Source organism: Streptomyces sp. NPDC046465 (genome assembly GCF_040646035.1).
Lineage (GTDB): Bacteria > Actinomycetota > Actinomycetes > Streptomycetales > Streptomycetaceae > Streptomyces.
On the sequence record NZ_JBEYZK010000014.1, the window covers coordinates 194,427 to 215,066 of the forward strand.

At 72.5% G+C, this 20,640-nt stretch carries 20 protein-coding genes; 9 read left to right on the forward strand and 11 right to left on the reverse strand.

The window, feature by feature from the left end; all coding sequences use genetic code 11:
* Positions 1-319: 319 nt before the first annotated feature.
* Together ABZ953_RS23070 and ABZ953_RS23075 are read left to right on the forward strand one after the other, a co-directional pair.
* Positions 320-1,447 carry a hypothetical protein gene (locus ABZ953_RS23070; protein ID WP_361726822.1) on the forward strand — a complete coding sequence of 376 codons (1,128 nt, stop codon included), beginning with the start codon at positions 320-322 and terminating at the stop codon, positions 1,445-1,447.
* A gap of 28 nt (positions 1,448-1,475) precedes the next feature.
* Complete coding sequence (locus ABZ953_RS23075; protein ID WP_361726824.1) at positions 1,476-2,576, forward strand: phosphotransferase family protein; 1,101 nt, start codon at positions 1,476-1,478, stop codon at positions 2,574-2,576.
* A gap of 10 nt (positions 2,577-2,586) precedes the next feature.
* Here ABZ953_RS23075 and ABZ953_RS23080 read toward each other — a convergent pair whose 3' ends face one another.
* The gene (locus ABZ953_RS23080; RefSeq protein WP_361726826.1) at positions 2,587-3,015 is read right to left on the reverse strand and encodes a hypothetical protein; all 429 of its coding nucleotides are present in this window, start codon (positions 3,013-3,015) and stop codon (positions 2,587-2,589) included.
* Between the two features lie 223 nt (positions 3,016-3,238).
* On the opposite strand from ABZ953_RS23080, the gene ABZ953_RS23085 reads away from it, so the two are divergent.
* The 4 genes from ABZ953_RS23085 (at position 3,239) to fxsA (ending at position 7,361) form a co-directional block, all read left to right on the forward strand.
* Entirely contained in the window at positions 3,239-3,679 is a 441-nt protein-coding gene (locus tag ABZ953_RS23085) for an Lrp/AsnC family transcriptional regulator (protein ID WP_150219824.1), read from the forward strand.
* 60 nt (positions 3,680-3,739) lie between these two features.
* The gene (locus tag ABZ953_RS23090; RefSeq protein WP_361726828.1) at positions 3,740-5,389 is read left to right on the forward strand and encodes an amidohydrolase; all 1,650 of its coding nucleotides are present in this window, start codon (positions 3,740-3,742) and stop codon (positions 5,387-5,389) included.
* Between the two features lie 501 nt (positions 5,390-5,890).
* A complete protein-coding gene (locus ABZ953_RS23095; protein ID WP_361726830.1) occupies positions 5,891-6,718 on the forward strand; it encodes a polyprenol monophosphomannose synthase in 828 nt (275 codons plus the stop codon).
* Positions 6,719-6,779: 61 nt separating this feature from the next.
* Entirely contained in the window at positions 6,780-7,361 is a 582-nt protein-coding gene (fxsA, locus tag ABZ953_RS23100) for an FxsA family membrane protein (RefSeq protein ID WP_361726831.1), read from the forward strand.
* Between the two features lie 138 nt (positions 7,362-7,499).
* Here the strand turns inward: fxsA and ABZ953_RS23105 are convergent, their stop codons facing one another.
* The 4 genes from ABZ953_RS23105 to ABZ953_RS23120 all read right to left on the reverse strand — a co-directional run bounded on the left by ABZ953_RS23105 (position 7,500) and on the right by ABZ953_RS23120 (position 10,977).
* The gene (locus ABZ953_RS23105; RefSeq protein ID WP_249591189.1) at positions 7,500-7,874 is read right to left on the reverse strand and encodes an RNA polymerase-binding protein RbpA; all 375 of its coding nucleotides are present in this window, start codon (positions 7,872-7,874) and stop codon (positions 7,500-7,502) included.
* 256 nt (positions 7,875-8,130) lie between these two features.
* Positions 8,131-9,495, reverse strand: a complete 1,365-nt coding sequence (locus ABZ953_RS23110; protein WP_361726834.1) for an MFS transporter — start codon at positions 9,493-9,495, stop codon at positions 8,131-8,133.
* Between the two features lie 46 nt (positions 9,496-9,541).
* Complete coding sequence (locus tag ABZ953_RS23115) at positions 9,542-10,309, reverse strand: glycerophosphodiester phosphodiesterase (protein ID WP_361726836.1); 768 nt, start codon at positions 10,307-10,309, stop codon at positions 9,542-9,544.
* Positions 10,306-10,977, reverse strand: a complete 672-nt coding sequence (locus ABZ953_RS23120) for a hypothetical protein (RefSeq protein WP_361726837.1) — start codon at positions 10,975-10,977, stop codon at positions 10,306-10,308. Before ABZ953_RS23120 ends, ABZ953_RS23115 begins: the two co-directional genes overlap by 4 nt.
* A gap of 137 nt (positions 10,978-11,114) precedes the next feature.
* Here ABZ953_RS23120 and ABZ953_RS23125 point away from each other — a divergent pair, with 137 nt between their 5' ends.
* Positions 11,115-12,614, forward strand: coding sequence for a PLP-dependent aminotransferase family protein (locus ABZ953_RS23125; protein ID WP_361726839.1), 1,500 nt, complete (start codon positions 11,115-11,117; stop codon positions 12,612-12,614).
* Positions 12,615-12,657: 43 nt separating this feature from the next.
* Here the strand turns inward: ABZ953_RS23125 and ABZ953_RS23130 are convergent, their stop codons facing one another.
* Both ABZ953_RS23130 and ABZ953_RS23135 read right to left on the reverse strand, forming a co-directional pair.
* Positions 12,658-14,253, reverse strand: a complete 1,596-nt coding sequence (locus tag ABZ953_RS23130) for a hypothetical protein (RefSeq protein ID WP_361726841.1) — start codon at positions 14,251-14,253, stop codon at positions 12,658-12,660.
* Positions 14,254-14,290: 37 nt separating this feature from the next.
* Positions 14,291-14,485 (reverse strand): hypothetical protein, encoded by a 195-nt coding sequence (locus ABZ953_RS23135; RefSeq protein WP_160503705.1) that lies wholly within the window; start codon positions 14,483-14,485, stop codon positions 14,291-14,293.
* 275 nt (positions 14,486-14,760) lie between these two features.
* On the opposite strand from ABZ953_RS23135, the gene ABZ953_RS23140 reads away from it, so the two are divergent.
* Positions 14,761-15,153: an ankyrin repeat domain-containing protein gene (locus ABZ953_RS23140; RefSeq protein WP_361726843.1), complete on the forward strand. Its 393-nt coding sequence runs from the start codon at positions 14,761-14,763 to the stop codon at positions 15,151-15,153.
* A gap of 301 nt (positions 15,154-15,454) precedes the next feature.
* Positions 15,455-16,870 carry a HEAT repeat domain-containing protein gene (locus tag ABZ953_RS23145; RefSeq protein WP_361726845.1) on the forward strand — a complete coding sequence of 472 codons (1,416 nt, stop codon included), beginning with the start codon at positions 15,455-15,457 and terminating at the stop codon, positions 16,868-16,870.
* A 41-nt stretch (positions 16,871-16,911) separates the two neighbouring features.
* Here the strand turns inward: ABZ953_RS23145 and ABZ953_RS23150 are convergent, their stop codons facing one another.
* Genes ABZ953_RS23150 through ABZ953_RS23165 form a run of 4 tightly spaced genes read right to left on the reverse strand, consistent with a single transcriptional unit; the run spans position 16,912 to position 20,457 of the window.
* Positions 16,912-17,784, reverse strand: a complete 873-nt coding sequence (locus ABZ953_RS23150) for a biotin-dependent carboxyltransferase family protein (protein ID WP_361726847.1) — start codon at positions 17,782-17,784, stop codon at positions 16,912-16,914.
* Positions 17,781-18,395 (reverse strand): allophanate hydrolase subunit 1, encoded by a 615-nt coding sequence (locus tag ABZ953_RS23155; protein WP_361726849.1) that lies wholly within the window; start codon positions 18,393-18,395, stop codon positions 17,781-17,783. Before ABZ953_RS23155 ends, ABZ953_RS23150 begins: the two co-directional genes overlap by 4 nt.
* A complete protein-coding gene (locus tag ABZ953_RS23160) occupies positions 18,392-19,159 on the reverse strand; it encodes a 5-oxoprolinase subunit PxpA (protein WP_361726851.1) in 768 nt (255 codons plus the stop codon). The genes ABZ953_RS23155 and ABZ953_RS23160 overlap by 4 nt, the downstream gene beginning before the upstream one ends.
* Complete coding sequence (locus ABZ953_RS23165; RefSeq protein ID WP_361726853.1) at positions 19,156-20,457, reverse strand: MFS transporter; 1,302 nt, start codon at positions 20,455-20,457, stop codon at positions 19,156-19,158. The genes ABZ953_RS23160 and ABZ953_RS23165 overlap by 4 nt, the downstream gene beginning before the upstream one ends.
* Between the last annotated feature and the right edge of the window lie 183 nt (positions 20,458-20,640).

The window sequence follows — 20,640 nt, forward strand, 5'->3', positions numbered from 1 at the left end:
GGGTGCGCCGTCGGCGTCCGGTGGGGTAGTGCGCCGGGCCCATGTCGGCGCCCGTGTCCGTGGGGGTCATGCCAGACCAACGGCGGCCGCCGCACGGAAGTCACCGTCCCGGAGAATCGAGCGTCTGTGCCCGGCGTGCCCGTCCGGCCCAGTGGCCGCACGAGGAGACGCGGCGAGGCGCGGTGAGACACGGCGAGGCGCGGCGCGGGTCGCGCGCGTGTCTGGCTCCGTCCCGCCAACTGACGTACCGTCAACTCCGCGCCGGAGGCCCCCACTGCCCCGGCCGCCCTGAACTGCCGTGCAACCAGGGAGGTTTGACGTGGCAGACGACCGTCCGGTCCCGCTCGACGAATACCCCGTGCACCAGGTCCCCCTGTCGATGAAGCACGTCGCGACAGGCGACCGCAACGCCTACGACCGGTGCATCTTCCACCTCTTCGACCACCGGGGCCGCGCCCTGCTCATCCTCGGGCTCGGCGTCTATCCGAACACCGGTGTCATCGACGCGTACGCCACGCTGCGTACCGGGGACACGCTCCACGCCGTACGGGCCAGTGACGCCCTCGGCGAGGACCGGATGAACCTCCGCGTCGGCCCGCTGCGCATCACCGTGGACGAGCCGCTGCGCCGCATCCGGCTGGAGTGCGCGGGTGATCCGGACGACCCCGCTTCCCTCTCGTACGACCTCACCTGGACCGCCGACTTCCCCGCCCTGTGGGAGCCGCACCACATCCAGCGCCGCGGCGACCGGCTCACCCTCGAAGGGCGCCGCTTCGTGCAGGCCGGGCGGCCCTCCGGAGTGATCAGGGCGGGCGGCGACGAGACGGTCGTGGCGCCGGGGGAGTGGACCGCGACGCGCGACCGCAGCTGGGGCGTGCGGCCCATCCCCGGCGAGGAACGCGGGCTCCTGGAGGAGGAGTTCGCCACCGAGGGCTTCCACTGGATCTGGTGCCCGGTCCGCTTCGACGACCGCTTCCTCATGGTCATCGCCCAGGAGGACGCCGACGGCTACCGCACCCTCAACGACGCCACGCTCGTCCGCCCCGGCCTGCGCGACCGCCAACTCGGCTGGCCGCAGGCCGACATCGTCTACCGCTCCGGCACCCGGCACCCCGAGCGCGCCGTCATCCACCTCACCGACCCCGACGACCGCAAACCCCTGGAGCTCGGCGTGCGGGTCCTCGCCTCACTGCCGCTTGCCGTGGGCGCCGGCTACCCGCCCGCCGACGACTGGCAGCACGGCACCTGGCGCGGCCGCGACTGGACCGACCGCCGTTCCTACGACCTGTCGGACCCCGCCGCCCACCCCCTGGCCGCCTACGGCGTCATCGACCACGCCGCGCGCTTCACCCTGAACGGGCAGACGGGATACGGAATTTTCGAGCACGGCAGCTTCGGCCGCCACGACCCGAGCGGATTCACCGGCTTCGACTCCGTGGCGCCCTGAGCCACCGTCAGGAGGGAGGAGTACGCACATGGCAACGGCACCCCGCCCCCGCACCACCACCCGCGAACCGGAGGACCTCGCCCGCCGCCTGACCGCCTGGCTCGAAACCCGTCTGCCCGGCGCCAAGGCGGTCGACGTGACCGTACCCGAGTCCAACGGCATGTCCAGCGAGACCCTGCTCTTCGCCGTCGAACACCCCGAACCGCCGTTCAGGAACTGCGCGTTGCGCGTGGCGGCCGACCCGGCGGCGTACACGGTCTTCCCCGTCTACGACATGCCGCGCCAGTACCGCACGATGCGGCTCGTCGCCGAGCACACCGATCTGCCGGTGCCGCGCGTGCTCTGGCTGGAAGAGGATCCCGGTCCGCTCGGCGCGCCCTTCTTCGTCATGGAGCGGATCGACGGGCAGGTGCCGCCGGACGTCATGCCCTATACGTACGAGGGCAATTGGCTGCACGCCGCGACCGACGCCGAACGTGCCCGCCTGGAAGAGGCGTCGGTGCGGATCATCGCCCACCTGCACGACCAAGTGCCGCACGGCGCCGCCGATTTCCTGGCGCTGCCCGGCGAGGGCGACCCGCTGCGCCGCCACGTCAGGGCCCAACGTGCCTACTACGAGTGGGTGGTGAGCGGACTGCCGCGCTCGCCCGTCATCGAGAGCGCCTTCGCGCGGCTCGACGAGCTGTGGCCGCGGGACGCGGGTGAGGCCGTCCTGAACTGGGGTGACGCGCGCATCGGGAACGTCATCTACGACGGCTTCGAGCCCGCCGCCGTCCTCGACTGGGAAATGGCCTCACTCGCCCCGCGCGAGGTGGACCTCGGCTGGATGGTCTATCTGCACCGCTTCTTCCAGGATCTGACGGTGAGTTTCGGCCAGCCGGGCCTGCCGGACTTCCTGCGCCGCGACCGCATCGAGGAGGCCTACGCCCGGTTCACCGGGCACACACCCCGCGACATGGACTTCTACACGCTGTACGCGGCGCTGCGGCACGCGATCGTCATGCTGCGCGTCGCCTACCGCCAGGTCCACTTCGGCGAGGCCGCCGTGCCCGGGAGCGCGGAGGCCGCGGACACGCTGATCCTGCACCACGGCAGTCTGGCCGCCATGGTGCAGGGCAGCTACTGGTGAAACGGCCGGGTCAGGCGGCGGGCCGGTCCTGGCGCGGCACCTGGATGGGGCGCGAGCCCGGCGCGTTCACGTGCGAGAACGGCTGGGTCCGCCAGTCGAGCCCCTGAGGGAGCGTCAACAGCAGGGCCGTGTCCTGCTCCTGAACCTCCGTCGACTCGTCGGCGGGCTCGGCGTCGGTGGCGTCCCGGCCGGTGCCGGCGCAGACCGTCAGGCCGAACGGGTTCCACGGAGTTGGGCACAGCGCGTGCTCGGGCAGCACGTCCTCGTCCGCGAGGAGCGCGATGGGCTGCCCGCAGTCGGGGCAGTTCACCCGGTACATCTCGAAGGTGTCGTAGGAGTCGAGAAAGGCGTCTGCCGGTTCGACGCCCTCCGGCTCGGGCTCGGCGGCCGGCTGCTGCTTGGCGCGGGCAGGCCGGCCGGGGCGCTTCAAATTCTGCATGGGAATCTCCCCCTCGGGTGGGCCGACAAGGCGCTGCGGCGTCGGCCACAGCAAGCACTTCCCGTCCCGTCGTAGGGGTAATCGTTGCATCCCGCCGGACACGGTCACAGCACTGTGGCATTCGTCACATGCCGCGTGGAGTTGCCCGGTCGCGGGGAGGCGACTCGGCCACCTTCGGGCGCTCAGGTATCCGAAGGGATCAAGAGCCCTGTAGGTTCGCCGCATGGAGGAGCTGGACCGACAGATCGTGCAGCTGCTCGTCAAGGACGGGCGGATGAGCTACACCGACCTGGGCAAGGCCACGGGCCTGTCCACGTCGGCCGTGCACCAGCGCGTGCGCCGCCTGGAGCAGCGGGGCGTCATCCGCGGGTACGCCGCGGTCGTCGACCCCGAGGCGGTCGGCCTGCCGCTCACCGCGTTCATCTCGGTGAAGCCGTTCGACCCCAGCGCCCCCGACGACATCGCCGACCGGCTCGCGGGCGTCCCGGAGATCGAGGCGTGCCACAGCGTCGCCGGCGACGAGAACTACATCCTCAAGGTCCGCGTCGCCACCCCGCTGGAGCTGGAGCACCTGCTCAGCCGCCTGCGGGCACTCGCCGGTGTCTCCACCCGCACGACGGTCGTCCTCTCCACTCCGTACGAGGCGCGCCCGCCCCAGGTGTGACCCCCGCCCAGGTGTGACCCCCACGTCGGCCGCCCTCCGACAGGGGCGAGACTGGTCCCCATGAGCCAGAGCACCGCCCCCGGGAACGCCCCCCAGGAGCCATCGAACCACCGCACCGTGCTGCTGCGCGGCGGCGACGTCCACAGCCCCGCCGACCCGTTCGCGACCGCGATGGTCGTCGAACGCGGCCATGTCGCGTGGGTCGGCTCCGAGGGCGCCGCGGACGCCTTCGCCGACGGCGTCGACGAGGTCGTCGACCTGGCGGGCGCCCTGGTCACCCCGGCGTTCACGGACGCCCACGTGCACACCACGGCCACCGGCCTCGCCCTGACGGGACTGGACCTGACAAGAGCCCGCTCGCTCGCCGAAGCACTCGTTCTCGTCCGCGAACACGCCGCCGCACGACCGCACGACACCGTCCTCCTGGGGCACGGCTGGGACGCCGCACGCTGGGCGGGCGGCCGCCCGCCCACGCGCGCGGAACTCGACGAGGCGGCCGGCGGCCGGCCGCTCTACCTCTCCCGCATCGATGTCCACTCGGCGGTGGTCACCACCGCGCTGCTCGACCTCGTGCCCGGCGTCTCCGAGCGCACCGGCTACCGCCCGGACGCCCCCCTGACCGCCGACGCCCACCACGGGGTGCGCGCCGCGGCCCTCGCCGCCGTCACCCCGCAGCAGCGCACGGAGGCCCAGCGCGCCGCGCTCGCGCACGCCGCTTCGCTCGGCATCGGCTCCGTGCACGAGTGCGGCGGCCCCGAGATCTCCGACGAGGACGACTTCACCGGGCTGCTGCGGCTCGCCGCCGAGGAGGCGGGGCCGCGCGTCGTCGGCTACTGGGCCGAACAGGACGTCCTGCGGGCCCGTGAGCTGGGCGCGGCCGGAGCCGCGGGCGACCTCTTCGTCGACGGCGCCCTCGGCTCGCACACCGCCTGTCTGCACGAGCCGTACGCGGACTCCGCCGACGCGGGCGCCGGAACCGCCTACCTGGACGCCGCGGCCGTCGCCGCCCACGTCGCGGCATGCACCGAGGCGGGCCTCCAGGCGGGCTTCCACGCCATCGGGGACGCCGCGGTGGCCTCGGTGGTCGACGGCGTGCGCGCGGCCGCGGAGAAGGTCGGCACGGCCCGCGTACGCGCCGCCCGGCACCGGGTCGAGCACGCCGAGATGCTCACCCCCGAGACGATCGCCGCCTTCGCCGAGTTCGGCCTCACCGCGTCCGTGCAGCCCGCCTTCGACGCACTGTGGGGCGGCGAGGACGGCATGTACGCCCAGCGCCTCGGCGCCGAGCGGGCCCGCACCCTCAACCCGTACGCGGCCCTCCTGCGCACCGGCGTGCCCCTCGCCTTCGGCTCCGACAGCCCCGTCACCCCACTGGACCCCTGGGGCACCGTCCGGGCCGCCGCGTTCCACCGGACGCCCGAGCACCGCGTCTCCGTGCGGGCCGCGTTCACCGCCCACACCCGCGGCGGCTGGCGGGCCGTTGGCCGCGACGACGCGGGCGTCCTGGTGCCGGGCGCCCCCGCGGACTACGCCGTGTGGCGCACCGACGATCTGGTGGTGCAGGCCCCCGACGACCGCGTGGCCCGCTGGTCGACCGACCCGCGCTCCGGCACGCCCGGGCTGCCCGACCTGTCGCCGGGTGCCGAACTCCCCGTCTGCCTGCGCACGGTGGTGGCCGGACAGCCGGTGTTCGTGCGGCCGGACGAGTGATGTACCGGCGGTGCGCGCCGCGGATTGCGCCCCTTCGCGGCGACGCACGACCTGGGAATCCACGGCACTGACCTGGCCGCCTTTGAAGTCGCCGCAGTTCAGCGGGGTATTGACAGAGAGCCGTCGTGGGCCGGTAGGTTCGGCCGGGTCCACCACAGGACGTCCGACCGGCGAACCTCCACGCAGTCGTCGAACGCCGCTGGGTCACGGGTGGTGTGCCGCACCGGCGCACCACCACAGGGAGCCAGGTCCAGCGCCCGCGACGCGGAGGCGAGGGAACGTATCAGCCGGTCGGCAGGTGTGACCCGGGTCGGGCCCGGACGCTCAGTAGACAACGGCTTTCGGTCGATCCGCAGCCAGCGGGTCCCAGGTCGGCCCGAAGGGCGCCGGGCCCCGATCCGCAGTACGTTCCGCCCTTCTGGGCCCCGCGTACCGCCCTTCTCGGCCGGTGCTTGCGACCCCGACCTCCGTGCCGCCGCTGCGCCGCAGGCCGGGGCCACTATGGTGGTCCTCTTGCGTACGAACGAAGGGGCAGTAGTGAACGACGGCGGTCGGGTCTCCGAAGCAGGGGACCAGGGGAGGCAGTTCGGCTCGCTCGGCACGGCCTTGGTGATCATTCCGACCTACAACGAGGCGGAGAACATCCAGTCCATCGTCGGCCGGGTGCGGGCCTCCGTACCGGACGCGCACATCCTGGTCGCCGACGACAACAGCCCCGACGGCACCGGCAAGATCGCCGATGAGCTCGCGGCCGAGGACGAGTCGATCCACGTGCTGCACCGCAAGGGCAAGGAAGGGCTCGGCGCCGCGTACCTCGCGGGCTTCCGCTGGGGCCTCGACAACGACTACGGCGTGCTCGTCGAGATGGACGCCGACGGCTCCCACCAGCCGGAGGAGCTGCCCCGGCTGCTCACCGCCCTGAAGGGCGCCGACCTCGTGCTCGGCTCGCGCTGGGTGCCGGGCGGCCGGGTCGTCAACTGGCCCAAGCACCGCGAGTTCATCTCCCGCGGCGGCAGCACGTACTCGCGTCTGCTGCTCGACGTGCCCATCCGCGACGTGACGGGCGGCTACCGCGCCTTCCGCCGCGAGACCCTGGAGGGGCTCGGCCTCGGCGAGGTCGAGTCGCAGGGGTACTGCTTCCAGGTCGACCTGGCGCGCCGCGCGGTCAAGGCGGGCTATCACGTCGTCGAGGTGCCCATCACGTTCGTCGAGCGCGAGCTCGGGGACAGCAAGATGAGCCAGAACATCGTGGTCGAGGCGCTGTGGCGGGTCACCGCCTGGGGCGTGGGGGAGCGCGTCGGCAAGGTCATCGGCCGTAAGCAGCCCTGACGCCGGTCTTCTTGATCATCTCCTTATCCCGGACTGAGGCGCCGCCAGGCACACTGGGAGCATGACGAATGGCGCACCGCCTCCCATCCGACCTGCCAGACCCCGGCGCTCCGGGCCCCTGAGGTACCTGCCGCTCGGCATCGCCGCGTGGCTGGTACTGGAAATCTGGCTGCTCACCGTCGTGGCGGGCGCCACGAGCGGGCTCGTGGTCCTCTTGCTCCTTGTCGGCGGCCTGGTGCTCGGCTCCGCGGTGATCAAGCGTGCGGGGCGCAGGGCCTTCCGCAAGCTCAGCGAGGCGGTGCAACAGCAGCAGCGGACCGGCGTCGCGCCCGCCCAGGAGAGCGGGGGTGGCGGCGCCCTCACGATGCTGGGCGGTCTGCTGATCATCCTGCCCGGCCTCATCTCGGACGCGCTGGGCCTGCTCCTGCTGATCCCGCCGGTCCAGAAGGCGCTGGGGCGGTATGCGGAGCGGACCTTCGAGCGCAAGGTGCGCGAGGCGACGCCCGGCGGCCTCGGTGACGCCTTCCAGCAGGCGCGCATGCACCGCCCCGACGGGAATGTGGTCCAGGGCGAGGTCATCAGGGACGACGAGCCCTCGCCGCGCACCCCGCGCCCGGACGACCCGCAGCTGCCGCGAGGCTGAGCCGGGACGCGAAGCGGGATCTTAAGGACACGAAGGCAGGACACGAAGAGGGGCGGGGCCGCAGCTTCAGCTGCGGCCCCGCCCCTCTTCGTACTGCGTCTTGCTGTACTGCGTTATGCGCTGTGCGGACGTCCGCCGTCAGGCGGACTTCCGGCTGTCGCGCGGGTGCACCGCGATGTTCATGGCGCCCGACCGGAGGACCGCGAGACGCTCCTCCAGGACCTCTTCGAGTTCCTCTCGGGTACGGCGCTCCATGAGCATGTCCCAGTGCGTACGCGCGGGCTTGCCCTTCTTCTCCTCAGGTCCGTCGCCGTCTACCAGGAGTGCCTGCACCCCGCAGACCTTGCACTCCCACTCCGGCGGGATCTCCGCCTCGACCGAGAACGGCATCTCGAAACGATGTCCGTTCTGGCATGCGTACTCCACGGCCTGGCGCGGAGCCAGGTCGATGCCGCGGTCGGTCTCGTAGCTTGTCACCACGAGTCGCGTACCGCGAAGAGCTCGCTCACTCATGAATCGTGCCTCCCGGGCTTGTCGCCCACAGGACAGGTGTCGCTGTCGTCGTCATCCGGTCAACGTCCGGTCGGCGGTAAAGATTCCCGTTCAGGGTCATGCGTCGCCGTCGTATGCCGCCCCTTGTTGTACCCACCAGTGCCCGGTTTGTCACATCTGGCAGCAGATGTCACCCAGCGTTTCTGATTCTTCAGCTCGCAGTAACGGTCCGCCTGGCAGGCCAAACGCGTACACTACCGGCCTTTGCCTTCAGTTGCTAAATCCTGTGCGGCACGGGATTTCCCGCGTCGCGCACCGCACGGCGTACAGGTACCCGCGACAGCAGGACGAAACCCACCAAAAAGAACGCCACGAGCGAGACGATCGCGTCCCGGTAACTCCCCGTGAGCTGATAGGTGAGGCCGAAGATCAACGGTCCAAGCCACGCCATGCCCCGGTCGCTGATCTCGTACGCGGAGAAGTACTCGGCCTCCTTGCCGCGCGGCACCAGATGCGAGAACAGCGAACGGGACAGGGCCTGCGTGCCGCCGAGGACCAGGCCGATCCCCGCGGCGAGCACGAAGAACCACGCGGGCGCGCCGGCGGGCAGGAAATAGCCGGCCCCGATCGTCACCGTCCAGGCGGCGAGGGAGCCGAGGATGGTGCGCTTCGCACCGTGCGTACGGGCGAGCCGTCCCATGGCGAGCGCCCCGGCGACCGCGAGCAGCTGCACGAGCAGGACCGCGACGATCAGCGTTGACTGATCGAGGCCGAGCTCCTGCGAGCCGTAGACGGAGGCCTGCGAGATCACGGTCTGGACCCCGTCGTTGTAGACGAGGTACGCCAGCAGGAACGCGAGGGTGTGGGGGTGGCGGCGCATGTCCCGCACCGTCTCCCGCAACTGCCGCAGGCCACCGCGCGGCGGCGCGCCCTGCGAAGGCCGGGGCTGCGGCGCCCCGCGGTCCCGCAGCCGCTTCAGGGGTACGAGGGTGAACGCGCCCCACCACACGCCCGCCGACGCCAGACAGATCCGGACCGCGGTCGCCTCCGAGACGCCGAAGCCGTCATGGCCGAGGAAGAGCACGAGGTTCGCCACAAGGACGAGGGCGCCCGCCGCGTAGCCGAAGGCCCAGCCGCGCGAGGAGACCGCGTCGCGCTCCTCCGGAGGGGCGATCTGCGGCAGGTAGGAGTTGTAGAGCACCATCGAGACGGCGAGCGAGGCGTTGGCGACGATCAGCAGGAGACCGCCGAGCAGGTAGCGGTCGCCGTCCAGGAAGAACATGCCCGCCGTGGCGGCCGCCCCCAGGTACGCGGCGACCGCGAGGAGCGGCTTCTTGCGGCCGGAGCGGTCGGCGGCCGCCGCGGCGAGCGGCATGACGAAGACCGACACGATCACCGACGCGGACACGGTGTACGCGAAGAAGGAGCCGGCGCTGACCGGGATGCCCAGCGGGTGCACGTACCCCTCCGGGTCCGCGGCCGCCTTGGCGATCTCCGTGAGATAGGGCCCGAGGAACACCGTCAGGACGCTCGTCGAATAGACCGAGCACGCCCAGTCGTAGAAGTACCAGCCCCGCTGCTCGCGCCGTCGTTCGGCGACCGCGTCGTCGGCCGCCACTGCCTTCACGGTGTCGGTGCCCACCCGTGACCTCGCTGTTCCCCGTGGTGCGACGCCGCCTTCGGGGCGGTCAGACCCAGGTCCCCCGGTCCTCGAAAACCCCGCGCAGCGTCTCGATGTGATCGGAAACTATGCCATCCACACCCAGGTCGAGCAGGGCCGTCATCCGCTCCGGGTCATTGACGGTCCACACGTGGACCTGTAGCCCGCGCGCGTGGGCCGCGCGTACGAAGCGGTGGTCGACCACCCGGAGCCTGCCGTGCGTCTCGGGCACCTGGGCGCAGACGGCGGAGCGGCGCAGGGCGGCGGGCACTCCGTAGGACAGCAGGCGCAGCGCCGCGACGCCCCGCGTGCCCAGGGAGGTGGCCAGGCGCGGGCCCGCCAGGCGCTGGGCCCTGGTCACGCGCGCCTCGGAGAACGAGCCGACACAGACGCGGTCCCAGGAGCCGGTGCGGCGGATCAGGTCGAGCAGCGGCAGCAGGGCGGGCTCCGCCTTGACGTCCACGTTCCAGCGCACCTCGGGGAACGACGCCAGGAGCTCTTCGAAGAGGGGCACCGGCTCGCTGCCCGCCACGCGCGCGTGGCGGACTTCGCTCCAGGGGAGGTCGATGATGCGCCCCGCCGCGTCCGTCACCCGGTCCAGCGTCGCGTCGTGGAAGGCGACGAGCCGGCCGTCGGCCGTGGCGTGCACATCGGTCTCGATGTAGCGGTAGCCGAGGTCGACGGCGTGCCGGAAGGCCGCGGCGGTGTTCTCAAGGCCGTCCGCCGCGCCGCCGCGGTGGGCGAGGGCGAGCGGACCCGGATGATCGAGGTAGGGGTGGCGTACGCGCAGGGTCACTGCTGCAGTATCGCCTGCTCCGAGGGGCCGCCGACGGCCACGACGCTCCCCGTGGCGGGCGCGGGGACGGTGAAGAGCCGCAGGAAGAACTGGGCCAGCGGGCCGATGGCCAGTGCGTAGGCGACCGTGCCGAGCCCCACGGTGCCGCCGAGCGCGAACCCCGTGGCGACCACCGCCACCTCGATGAGTGTCCGCATCAGCCGGATGGAGCGTCCGGTGCTCCGGTGCAGGCCCGTCATCAGGCCGTCCCGGGGGCCGGGGCCGAAGGCGGCCGCTATGTAGAGGCCTGTCGCCGCGCCGTTCAGGAGGATCCCGCTCACCAGGAGGGGGACGCGCGCGAGGAGGCCGTGCGCGTCGGGGAGCAGGGAGAGGGTGGCGTCCATCGCCAGGCCGACGACGAAGACGTTCGAGACGGTGCCGAGTCCCGGACGCTGCCTGAGTGGGATCCACAGCAGCAGGACCGCGGCGCCCACGATGATGGAGACGACGCCGATCGACAGGCCGCTGAGCTCCGCGAGCCCCTGATGCAGCACGTTCCACGGTTCGAGGCCGAGGCCCGAGACGACGAGGAGCGCGGAGCTGACGCCGTACAGGGTGAGGCCCGCGTACAGCTGCACCAGCCGCCGCGGCAGGTGGCGCCGTGCGGGCTCAGGTGCCGTCCCGGACAAGTTGCCCGACAGGTTCCCCGACGAGTTCCCTGACAAGTGATGCCCCCTGCGTGGTGGTAGTGGCCTGGTGCGTGACACTCTGTGGCTTGCACAGCGATGCCAACCATGGCCAATTCAGGGAAGGTGGACTGGGAATCATGGCTCAGTGGACGTCAGCAATGGGTTCGACGCAGCTCGCCCGCCTTCTCGCCTCGCAGCAGGACCGCCCCGTGGGTACCGGCACCCGCCGCCCGCCCGCCTACCGCGCCCTCGCCGACGGCATCCGGCTGCTCGTCCTCGAGGGCCGGGTGCCGGTCGCCGCGCGGCTGCCCGCCGAACGCGAGCTCGCTCTCGCCCTCGCGGTCAGCCGCACCACCGTCGCCGCCGCCTACGAGGCGCTGCGCTCCGAGGGCTTCCTGGAGTCCCGCAGGGGAGCCGGCAGCTGGACCGCCGTCCCGGCCGGAAACCCCCTCCCCGCGCGCGGGCTCGAACCGCTGCCGCCCGAGGCGCTCGGCTCCATGATCGACCTGGGCTGCGCCGCACTGCCCGCGCCCGAACCCTGGCTCACCCGTGCCGTTCAGGGCGCCCTCGAAGCCCTGCCGCCGTACGCCCATACGCACGGCGACTACCCCGCCGGTCTGCCCGCGCTGCGCGAGATGCTCGCCGAGCGCTACACCGCGCGCGGAATCCCCACCATGCCCGAGCAGATCATGGTGACCACCGGCGCGATGGGGGCCATCGACGCGATCTGCCACCTCTTCGCGGGCCGCGGCGAACGCATCGCCGTGGAGTCGCCTTCGTACGCCAACATCCTCCAGTTGATGCGTGAGGCGGGCGCCCGTCTGGTCCCCGTCGCCATGGCCGAGGGGCTGCGGGGCTGGGACATGGACCGCTGGCGTCAGGTCCTGCGTGACGCGGCGCCCCGGCTCGCCTACGTCGTCGCGGACTTCCACAACCCCACGGGCGCGCTCGCGGACGAGGACCAGCGCAGGCAGCTCGTCGAGGCGGCCCGCTCGGCGGGCACGGTCCTCGTCGTCGACGAGACGATGAGCGAACTCGGGCTCGACGCGGACCTCGCCATGCCGCGCCCCGTCTGCGGGTTCGACCCCGCCGGTTCCACCGTCATCACGGTCGGCTCGGCGAGCAAGGCCTTCTGGGCGGGCATGCGCATCGGCTGGGTGCGGGCCGCGCCCGACGTGATCCGCAGCCTCGTCGCGGCGCGCGCGTACGCCGACCTCGGCACCCCGGTCCTCGAACAGCTCGCCGTGAACTGGCTGCTCAACACCGGAGGTTGGCAGGCCGCCGTGGACGTGCGCAGGGAGCAGGCCAAGGAGAACCGCGACGCGCTGGTCGCCGCCGTCCGCCGCGAACTGCCCGGCTGGGAGTTCGAGGTGCCGAAGGGCGGCCTGACCCTGTGGGTGCGCACCGGGGGGCTTTCGGGGTCCCGGCTCGCCGAGGTGGGCGAGCGGGTGGGAGTGCGGGTTCCGTCAGGGCCGCGCTTCGGCGTCGACGGGGCGTTCGAGGGGTATGTGCGGCTGCCGTTCACCGTCGGGGGAGCGGTGGCCGACGAGGCGGCGGCGCGGTTGGCCGCGGCGGCCCGCCTGGTGGAGACGGGCGCCGGGGCCGGGGCGCAGGTTGCCCATCCCTTTGTCGCGTGAAGGCGCTGGGGGGGGCTCAGCCCTCCGCGGGAACCGGCTGGGCTCAGCCCTCCGCGGGAACCGGCTCCGGGTCCGGCTCCGTGGCCTCGGGAAGGGGCTCCGTCGCGGTGGTGTCCGCCGCGTCCGGCGGGGTGATCCGTTCCGGCAGGAGCTCAAGGACCGCCTGACGGTGCGCCTCGCTGGTCGCGTCGTCGTACGGGTCGGGTGTCGCCGGTACCTGGAGGCGGTGCACCTGTCCCGTGCCGAGGCGCGCATAGCCACGGCCGGGCGGGACGTCCGACGTGGGTGTCGTGTGGGGCGGCGCCCCGAGGACCTCCTCCAGCTGGTCGATCGTGGCGGGCCCGAGCAGCACGCGCGCGCGGGTGTGCTGGTGCACGGCGTCGCTCAGCGCCTCCAGGCCGTCCAGCTGATCGGCCACCACGACCGTCACGTTGGCCGCCCTGCCGTGCCGCAGGGGGACCTGAAGGAGTGACTGGGGGTCCCTGCGCCCGTCGGCCGCGGCGAGGTGGCCGAGTGCGCTCGGGCGGTCGAGGAGGAGCCACAGGGGGCGCTTGGTGTCCTCCGGCGGCGGGTGGCCCGCCTGCCGGGCGCGGTTCGCCGAGATGAGCCGCCGCTCGGTCTCGTGCGCGGCCCATTCGAGGCTGGCGAGGGCGCCGGTGAGCCCGCACTCCACGGCGAGGACCCCGCCGCGGCCGGTCAGACAGGCGTAGTCCCCGGTGCCGCTGCCCTCGACGATGAGGACGTCGCCGTACTGCAGGGCCTGCAGTGCGATGGAGCGCAGCAGCGTAGTCGTGCCGCTGCCCGGCTGGCCCGCGATGAGCAGATGGGGCTCGGTGGAGCGGATTCCGGTGCGCCAGACGACGGGGGGCACGTCGCGCTGCTCCGCGCCGTCGGTCACCGGCAGGGTGCGCTGGACGCCGGTCTCGTCGGTGAAGCCGAGGACGGTCTCTCCGGGAGCGGTGACGAAGCGCTGGGCGGCGATGTCGGTGGGCAGCGGGGGGAGCACCGAGACGGTGAGCTGGTTGCACTCCTCGTCCCACGCGAAGTGGTATTCGCGGCCGCGGCCCGACTTGGCGTGCAGCAACTGTTCGATCCGCGCGCGGGACTCGGCCTCGCCGTCCGTGAAGTACGCGGGATAGCGCACTACGAGCCGGGAGACGCGGCCGGTGTCGTCGAACTCGTAGTCGCTGAGGGCCTTGTCCCATTCGCCGCCGTGCGCGAAGAGCGGGGCGGGATCCTCGGCGACGGAGAAGTACGGGACGAGCGCTTCGTAGAGGGACTGCAGCCGCTGGACCTGCGCCTCGTCCGGGCCGTCCGGCTCCGGAGCGGTGCGCTCGCGGCCCGTCCACGCGGCCGCCGCCATCAGGGAGGCGGCGGCGAGCAGCGGCCCGTAGGGGACGAGCGCCACGACCAGGATCACGGAGGCCACAAGGAACAGCAGGGGACCGCGCTTGTCCTTGGGGGTGTCGGTCCATCTGCGCCGGCCGGCGGCCGCCAGCCGGCGCAGTCCGCGAGTGATCGTGATCAGCGGGTGGAGAACATCGGTGGCGTTGTCGGCCGCCGACCGTGCCAGCTCCCGGCTCCGGGCGATGGATGCGGTGCCGTTGCTCAGAATGCGGGGGAGGGGGCGCCTTGCCACGTCTGTCTCCTGGAGGTGCGTACGAAAGGCAGATGCGTCAGAACTTGATCCCGCCCAGGAGGCTCGCCAGGCTCGCGCTGCCGGCCTTGATGCTCGGAGCGATGGCGGTGCCCGCCATGAAGAAGCCGAAGAGCGCGCAGACCACCGCGTGCGACGCCTTGAGCCCGTCCTTGCGGAAGAAGAGGAAGACGATGATTCCGAGCAGCACGACGCCCGAGATGGAAAGGATCATGACGGTTCTCCTGGTTGGTGGGGACAGTCACCATGAGTTGTTCCAGGTTCACAGCATGTATCCATACGATAAAAGGTGCAAATGGGTTAATTAATGGCGTTTTCGCCTGAACGGCGTACCCCGTACGGGTCAGATGGGAGTCGGCCGAGGCGGCCTCCCGCTCCCGCCGTGTTCTTTGCCTCGGGTGGGCCGCGTCATGTGTCCACGAGGGCAGTACCCTGTCGATTCACTCGTACGGCTGCACCGGCAGCGCACCCAGAAAGGCGGACGCCCCCATGAGCGAAGCCCCCGACCCCGAGGTCGTGGAGCTGGCGACCAAGATCTTCGATCTGGCCCGCCGTGGGGACGCCGCGGCGCTCGCTGCCTACGTCGACGCGGGCGTCCCGGCGAATCTCACGAACGACAGCGGCGACTCGCTGGTGATGCTGGCGGCCTACCACGGGCACGCCGGGGCGGTCCGATCCCTCGTGGAGCGCGGCGCGGACACCAACCGCGCCAACGACCGCGGGCAGACGCCGCTCGCCGGCGCGGTCTTCAAGGGCGAGGACGACGTGATCCGGGCCCTTCTGGACGGTGGCGCGGATCCGGCCGCGGGGACGCCGTCGGCGGTCGACACCGCCCGGATGTTCGGAAAGGCGGAACTGCTTCAGCTGTTCGGGGCCGCCTGAACCGGGTACCTGACCAGCAGCAACGGGGGCGCTGGAAATGTGGTCGCGGCGGAGCTGACCGCCGGGTCATCATGACGACGTGATTCACGGACGCGACGGCGGGGCAGATGTTGCCGCACCGCGTGGCCCGTGAGCGGCCCGCCCCCGGACCTCCCGTCCGGGAACCCCTGGGCCATGGACGAGAGGCAGAGGAAGATGGTCTTCGACAAGCAAAAGACGGCGGGCGGCCCGACGTGTTGGCGCACGGCCAGGTAATGCGTGATTCCCGGTTGCGTCGACGCTTGATGTGAGGCTGTTTCCCATGTTCGATCCGGTCATAGCGCCCAGCGGTACGCTGCTCGGCCTGTTGCAGAGGGGCCGCGGCGACGGCACCCTGCACGCGCTCACCGCCCCACGTTCCGAGGCGCTCGCCGCCCTCGACCACTGCGTGCTGGCTGATCCCCGCCACGACTGGCAGGTGGAGAACCGCTCGCTCTACTACGCCCGCCTCTACCTCGACCTGCACGGCGGGCTCGGCGAGATCGAGCGGCACCTCTTCGATGCCGAGGACGTCCTGAACACGGACGACTCGCGCACCGGACTCGCCCTGGCCGTCCTCGGGCACCTCGCCTCGTACGGCAGGCAGGACGCCCTCGAACTGCTGCGGAGGTACGCGGCGTTCGGCTCGAACTGGGCGTGGGCCCTCGACGAGCTGGCGCTGCGCGACGACGACGGGGGCCTGCGCGCCCTCGCCGCCCCCGTGCTCGCCCGATTCGCCCCCGACGCGGAGGGCGAGGCCGAGCTGGCCGCCGCCGTCCGCGACGCCTATGAACCCAGGCCCTGGCGCCTCTGGGAAGAGGACCCCCGTGCGGATATCGGCGCCCGAGTGCGCGCCGCAAGGGAACAGGGCTCCTTCGACCGCTGGCAGCGCCAGATGCGGCCCTCGGGACCACGTCCCGGATGGAGCGTCCAGGCCGTCTTCGACTGGGCGCAGGAAGGGCTTGAACGGGGCGTCGTGCTGTACGTGCCCGCTGCCCGCTGCCTGACCGCCGTCGCCGGTCCCGAGGACCGGCCCGAGATCATCGAGGCCGCCCGCGACGGTTCGGACGGAGCGCGCGGCACCGCCCTGCGCTATCTCGCCGACACCCACGACCCCGCCGCCCTCGACCTCATAGAGTTCGCCGCGGAAGGCCCGTCCCAGGCGGTGACAGAGGCCGCGATCGACGCCTTCGAACGGATGCGGAGCGTCGCCACCGTCGAGCGGGCCCGGCGCTGGGCCTACCGCCCCGACGCCCTGGGCGCCGCCGCCGGGCGCATGCTCGCCTGCCGGGGCGGTGCGCAGGACAGCAAGCTCGTCCTGGCCGCCCTCCGCGAAGCAGTCCGCGGCGAGGGGCCCGACGCGCCGACGCTGTGGACCCTCGTCGACGGCGCGGGACGCCTCGGCATCGCCTGCGCCGCCCCCGTGCTGCGGCACGTCTACCGCGAGACCGCCTCCTCCCATCTCCGTGGCCGCGCCGCCCGCGCGCTCGCCGCCACCGACCCCTCCTTCGCCGCCGGCTTCGCCGTCGAGTGCCTGTGGGACTGCGAGGAGTCCACCCGCGAAGTGGCCGCACGGCACGCCGAGACCGGTGACGCCAGGGTGGTCAACCGGCTCCGCAGGCTCGCCGCGGACCCGGCCGAGGAGGACGAGGTGCAGACCGCGGTGCGCAGCAGGATCGGCCCGGACGCGCCGGTGTAGGGAGGGTTCGGCCCGCGGGCGGGGGGTTCCGGGCGGGGGGTTCAAGGACAGGATCTGAAGCCGACGAAGCGGAGCGGCGTGCCCGGGCGGGCCTGGGCCGCCGCGGCCAGGTCCGCCTCCCGGACGACAGCGACCACCGGGTAGCCCCCGGTGGTCGGGTGGTCGGCCAGGAAGACGACGGGCCTGCCGTCCGGCGGCACCTGGACGGCGCCGAGGACCATCCCCTCGCTCGGCAGTTCGCCCTCCCAGGACCGCTCCAGGGCGGGCCCCTCGGTGCGCAGGCCGATGCGGTTGCTCGCCGCGGATACCCGGTACGCGCGCGTGGTGAGCGTGTGCAGCGCCGCCGCCGTGAACCAGTCCGACCGCGGCCCGAGCGATACCCGCAACACCAGCTCCCGGGGCGGCGCGGGCTGCGGGACGGTGTCCACGCGCGTGTACGTGCCGCCAGGGCTCCCCAGCGGCAGCACCGCGCCGTCCGCGAGCGGGGGCGGTCCGAGCCCGGACAGCAGGTCCGACGAGCGGCTGCCGAGCACCGGGTCCACGGCCACGCCGCCGTCGAACGCGACGTAGCACCGCACTCCGGAGAGCGCGGTGCCGATCTCCAGGAGTGCTCCCGCGGGCACGCGTACCGGCGCTCCCCAGGGGGCGGGGCGGCCCGCCACCGTCACGGAGCAGGGCGCGCCGCCGACCGCGACCGTCACGGGGCGGCGCGGGCGCACGGCACAGCCGTCGAGAGTGGTCTCCAGGACGGCGGCGTCGGGCGGATTGCCGACCAGGCGGTTGGCCAGGCGTGCCGTGGGCGGGTCGAGGGCGCCCGAGCGCGGCACCCCGAGATGGGCGTGCCCGGGGCGCCCGAGGTCCTGCACGGTGGTCAGCGCCCCGGCCCGCACCACGGCGAAGGCTCGGTCGGTCATCGTGCCTCCGGTACGAAGCGGACGCGTACGCCGGGGGAGAGCAGCGCGGCGGGCACGCGCGCGTGGTCCCACAGCACGGTGTCCGTCGAGCCGATCAGCTGCCAGCCGCCAGGCGAGGCGCGCGGATAGACGCCTGTGTACGGCCCGGCCAGGGCGACGCTGCCCGCCGGTACGGAGGTGCGGGGCGTGGCCCTGCGCGGTGCTCCGTAGCGCTCCGGCAGCCCGGTCAGATAGCCGAAGCCGGGCGCGAACCCGCAGAAGGCCACGCGGAATTCGGCGGCCGAATGGATCCGCGCCACCTCGGTCACCGGCACGCCCCAGTGCGCCGCCACGTCCGCGAGGTCCGGTCCGTCGTAGCGCACCGGGACCTCCAGGACGGCCCCCGCGCGCGGGGGCAGCGGCGGGATCTCCCAGCCGGGCAGCTCCGACCCGACCCGGCCCGGTTCGTCGAGGCCGTCGAGGAGCACGGTGCGGGCGGCGGGGACGATCTCCCGTACCCGCAGGGCGCCCGTCGCGCGGCGACGCAGCAGTTCGGCGTGGAGTGCCTGGGCCTCGGCGCCGTCGGCGAGTTCGATGAGCAGGGCCCGGTCACCGACGGGCAGGGCCCTCACGCGAAGGCCTCCACCCGCACGCCCGCGCCCTCCAGCTCCGCCCGCACCCGGCGGGCCAGGCCCACCGCCCCCGGAGTGTCGCCGTGCAGACACAGCGAACGCGCGCGGACCGCGATCTCGCGGCCCCCGTGCGAGGTGACGACGCCGGAGCGGGCCATGCCGACGGACCGCGCCACGACGGTCTCCGCGTCCGTGATGACCGCTCCTGCATGGGTCCGTGGGACCAAGGTGCCCTCGTCGGTGTAGGCGCGGTCCGCGAACGCCTCGGTGACGACGGGGAGTCCGGCCTTCTCCGCCGTCTCCAGGAGGCACGATCCGGGCAGCCCCAGGAGGGGCAGCGAGGCATCGGCGAGCAGCACGCCGTCGACGACCGCGCGGGCCTGCTCCTCGTCGTGGACGACGCGGTTGTAGAGCGCTCCGTGCGGCTTGACGTACGACACGCGCGTGCCCGCCGCGCGTGCGAACACCTCCAGGGCGCCGATCTGGTACGCCACTTCGGCGGCCAGCTCCGCGGCCGGCACCTCCATGGCACGCCGCCCGAACCCCGCCAGGTCGCGGTAGGAGACCTGCGCGCCGACCCGCACTCCGTGCTCGGCGGCGCGTTCGCACACCCGGCGCATGGTCACGGCGTCCCCGGCGTGGAACCCGCAGGCCACGTTGGCGCTGGTGACCACGGACAGCAGCGCGTCGTCGTCGGTCAGGTGCCAGCGGCCGAAGCCCTCGCCGAGGTCGGCGTTGAGGTCGATCGAGACCGAAGCCGTCACAGGAGTTCCCTCCCCTGAGTCTCGGGGAGGCCGAGCAGCGCGACGACGGCGAGGCCGTACCCGACCGCTCCGAAGACCAGCGCGCCGCCGACGCCCCAGCTGTCGGCGAGGAAGCCCACCATGGTGGGGAAGACCGCGCCGACCGCGCGGCCCGTGTTGTACGTGAAGCCCTGGCCCGTACCGCGCACGGCGGCCGGGTAGAGCTCGCTGAGGAACGAGCCGAAGCCGCTGAAGATCGCCGACATGCAGAAGCCCAGCGGGAAACCGAGCACAAGGAGAAGGCCGTTGGCGCCGTCCGGGATGTTCGTGTAGGCGAGGACGCTGGCCGCGGAGAGGAACGCGAAGAGCGCGATGTTCCGTTTCCGGCCGAGCTTGTCGGTGAGGTAGCCGCCGGTCAGATAGCCGATGAAGGCGCCGGAGATCAGGAAGGTCAGATAGCCGCCGGTGCCGACGACGGTCAGACCCCGTTCGTCCTTCAGATACGTGGGCACCCAGGTGGCGAGCGTGTAGTAGCCGCCCTGCACACCCGTGGACAGGAGCACCGCGAAGAGCGTGACGCGCAGCAGTCCCGGCTTGAAGATGGCCGTGAACGAACCCTGGTCGGAGCTCTTGTGCCGCTCCTCGGCGGCTTCCGGGGCGTCGTGCACGTTGCGGCGCACGTAGATCACGAGGAGCGCGGGCAGCGCGCCGGTCCAGAACATCACGCGCCAGGCGAGGTCGTCGTCCAGGAACTGGAACACCACGGTGTAGACGATCACCGCGAGTCCCCAGCCCACGGCCCACGCGCTCTGGACCGCGCCCAGGGTGCGGCCGCGGTTCTTGGCGGTGGCGTACTCGGCGACGAGGATCGCGCCGACGGCCCACTCGCCGCCGAATCCGAGCCCCTGGAGGGCGCGGAAGACCAGCAGCGTCTCGTAGTTGGGTGCGAAGCCGCAGGCGACGGTGAAGACCGCGTAGGTGACGACCGTGATCATCAGTGCCTTGACGCGGCCGATCCGGTCGGCGACCACGCCCGCGACGGCGCCGCCCACGGCGGAGACGACGAGCGTGACGGTGGTGAAAAGGCCCGTCTGCCCGCTGTCGAGGCTGAAGTACGCGGAGAGCGCCACCATGCTCAGCGGCAGCGTGAAGTAGTCGTAACTGTCGAGGGCGTAGCCCCCGAAGGCGCCGCCGAAGGCACGGCGGCCGCGCGGCCCGAGGGCGCGCAGCCAGCCGAACGCGCCGCTGTCGTCGGGGAGTCCGCCCTGGTCGGGGCGGGGAGCGGCCGGGGCGGTTCGGGGTGGTGGGGTCGTGCTCATGGGCACCTCGCAGATGAGGGACGGGGGGTGCTGGAGCGTGCGTTTCCGGACCGTCGCAACGAGCCGTGGGAACGAGCCGTGCCCGACAAGGTAGAGGATCGTTGAACGATCCCTCAATACCTGTGTTGTCTCGTTCTTCGCTCTGCGATTGAATCCGGGCATGGCTGAGGGGCGGGCCGAGGA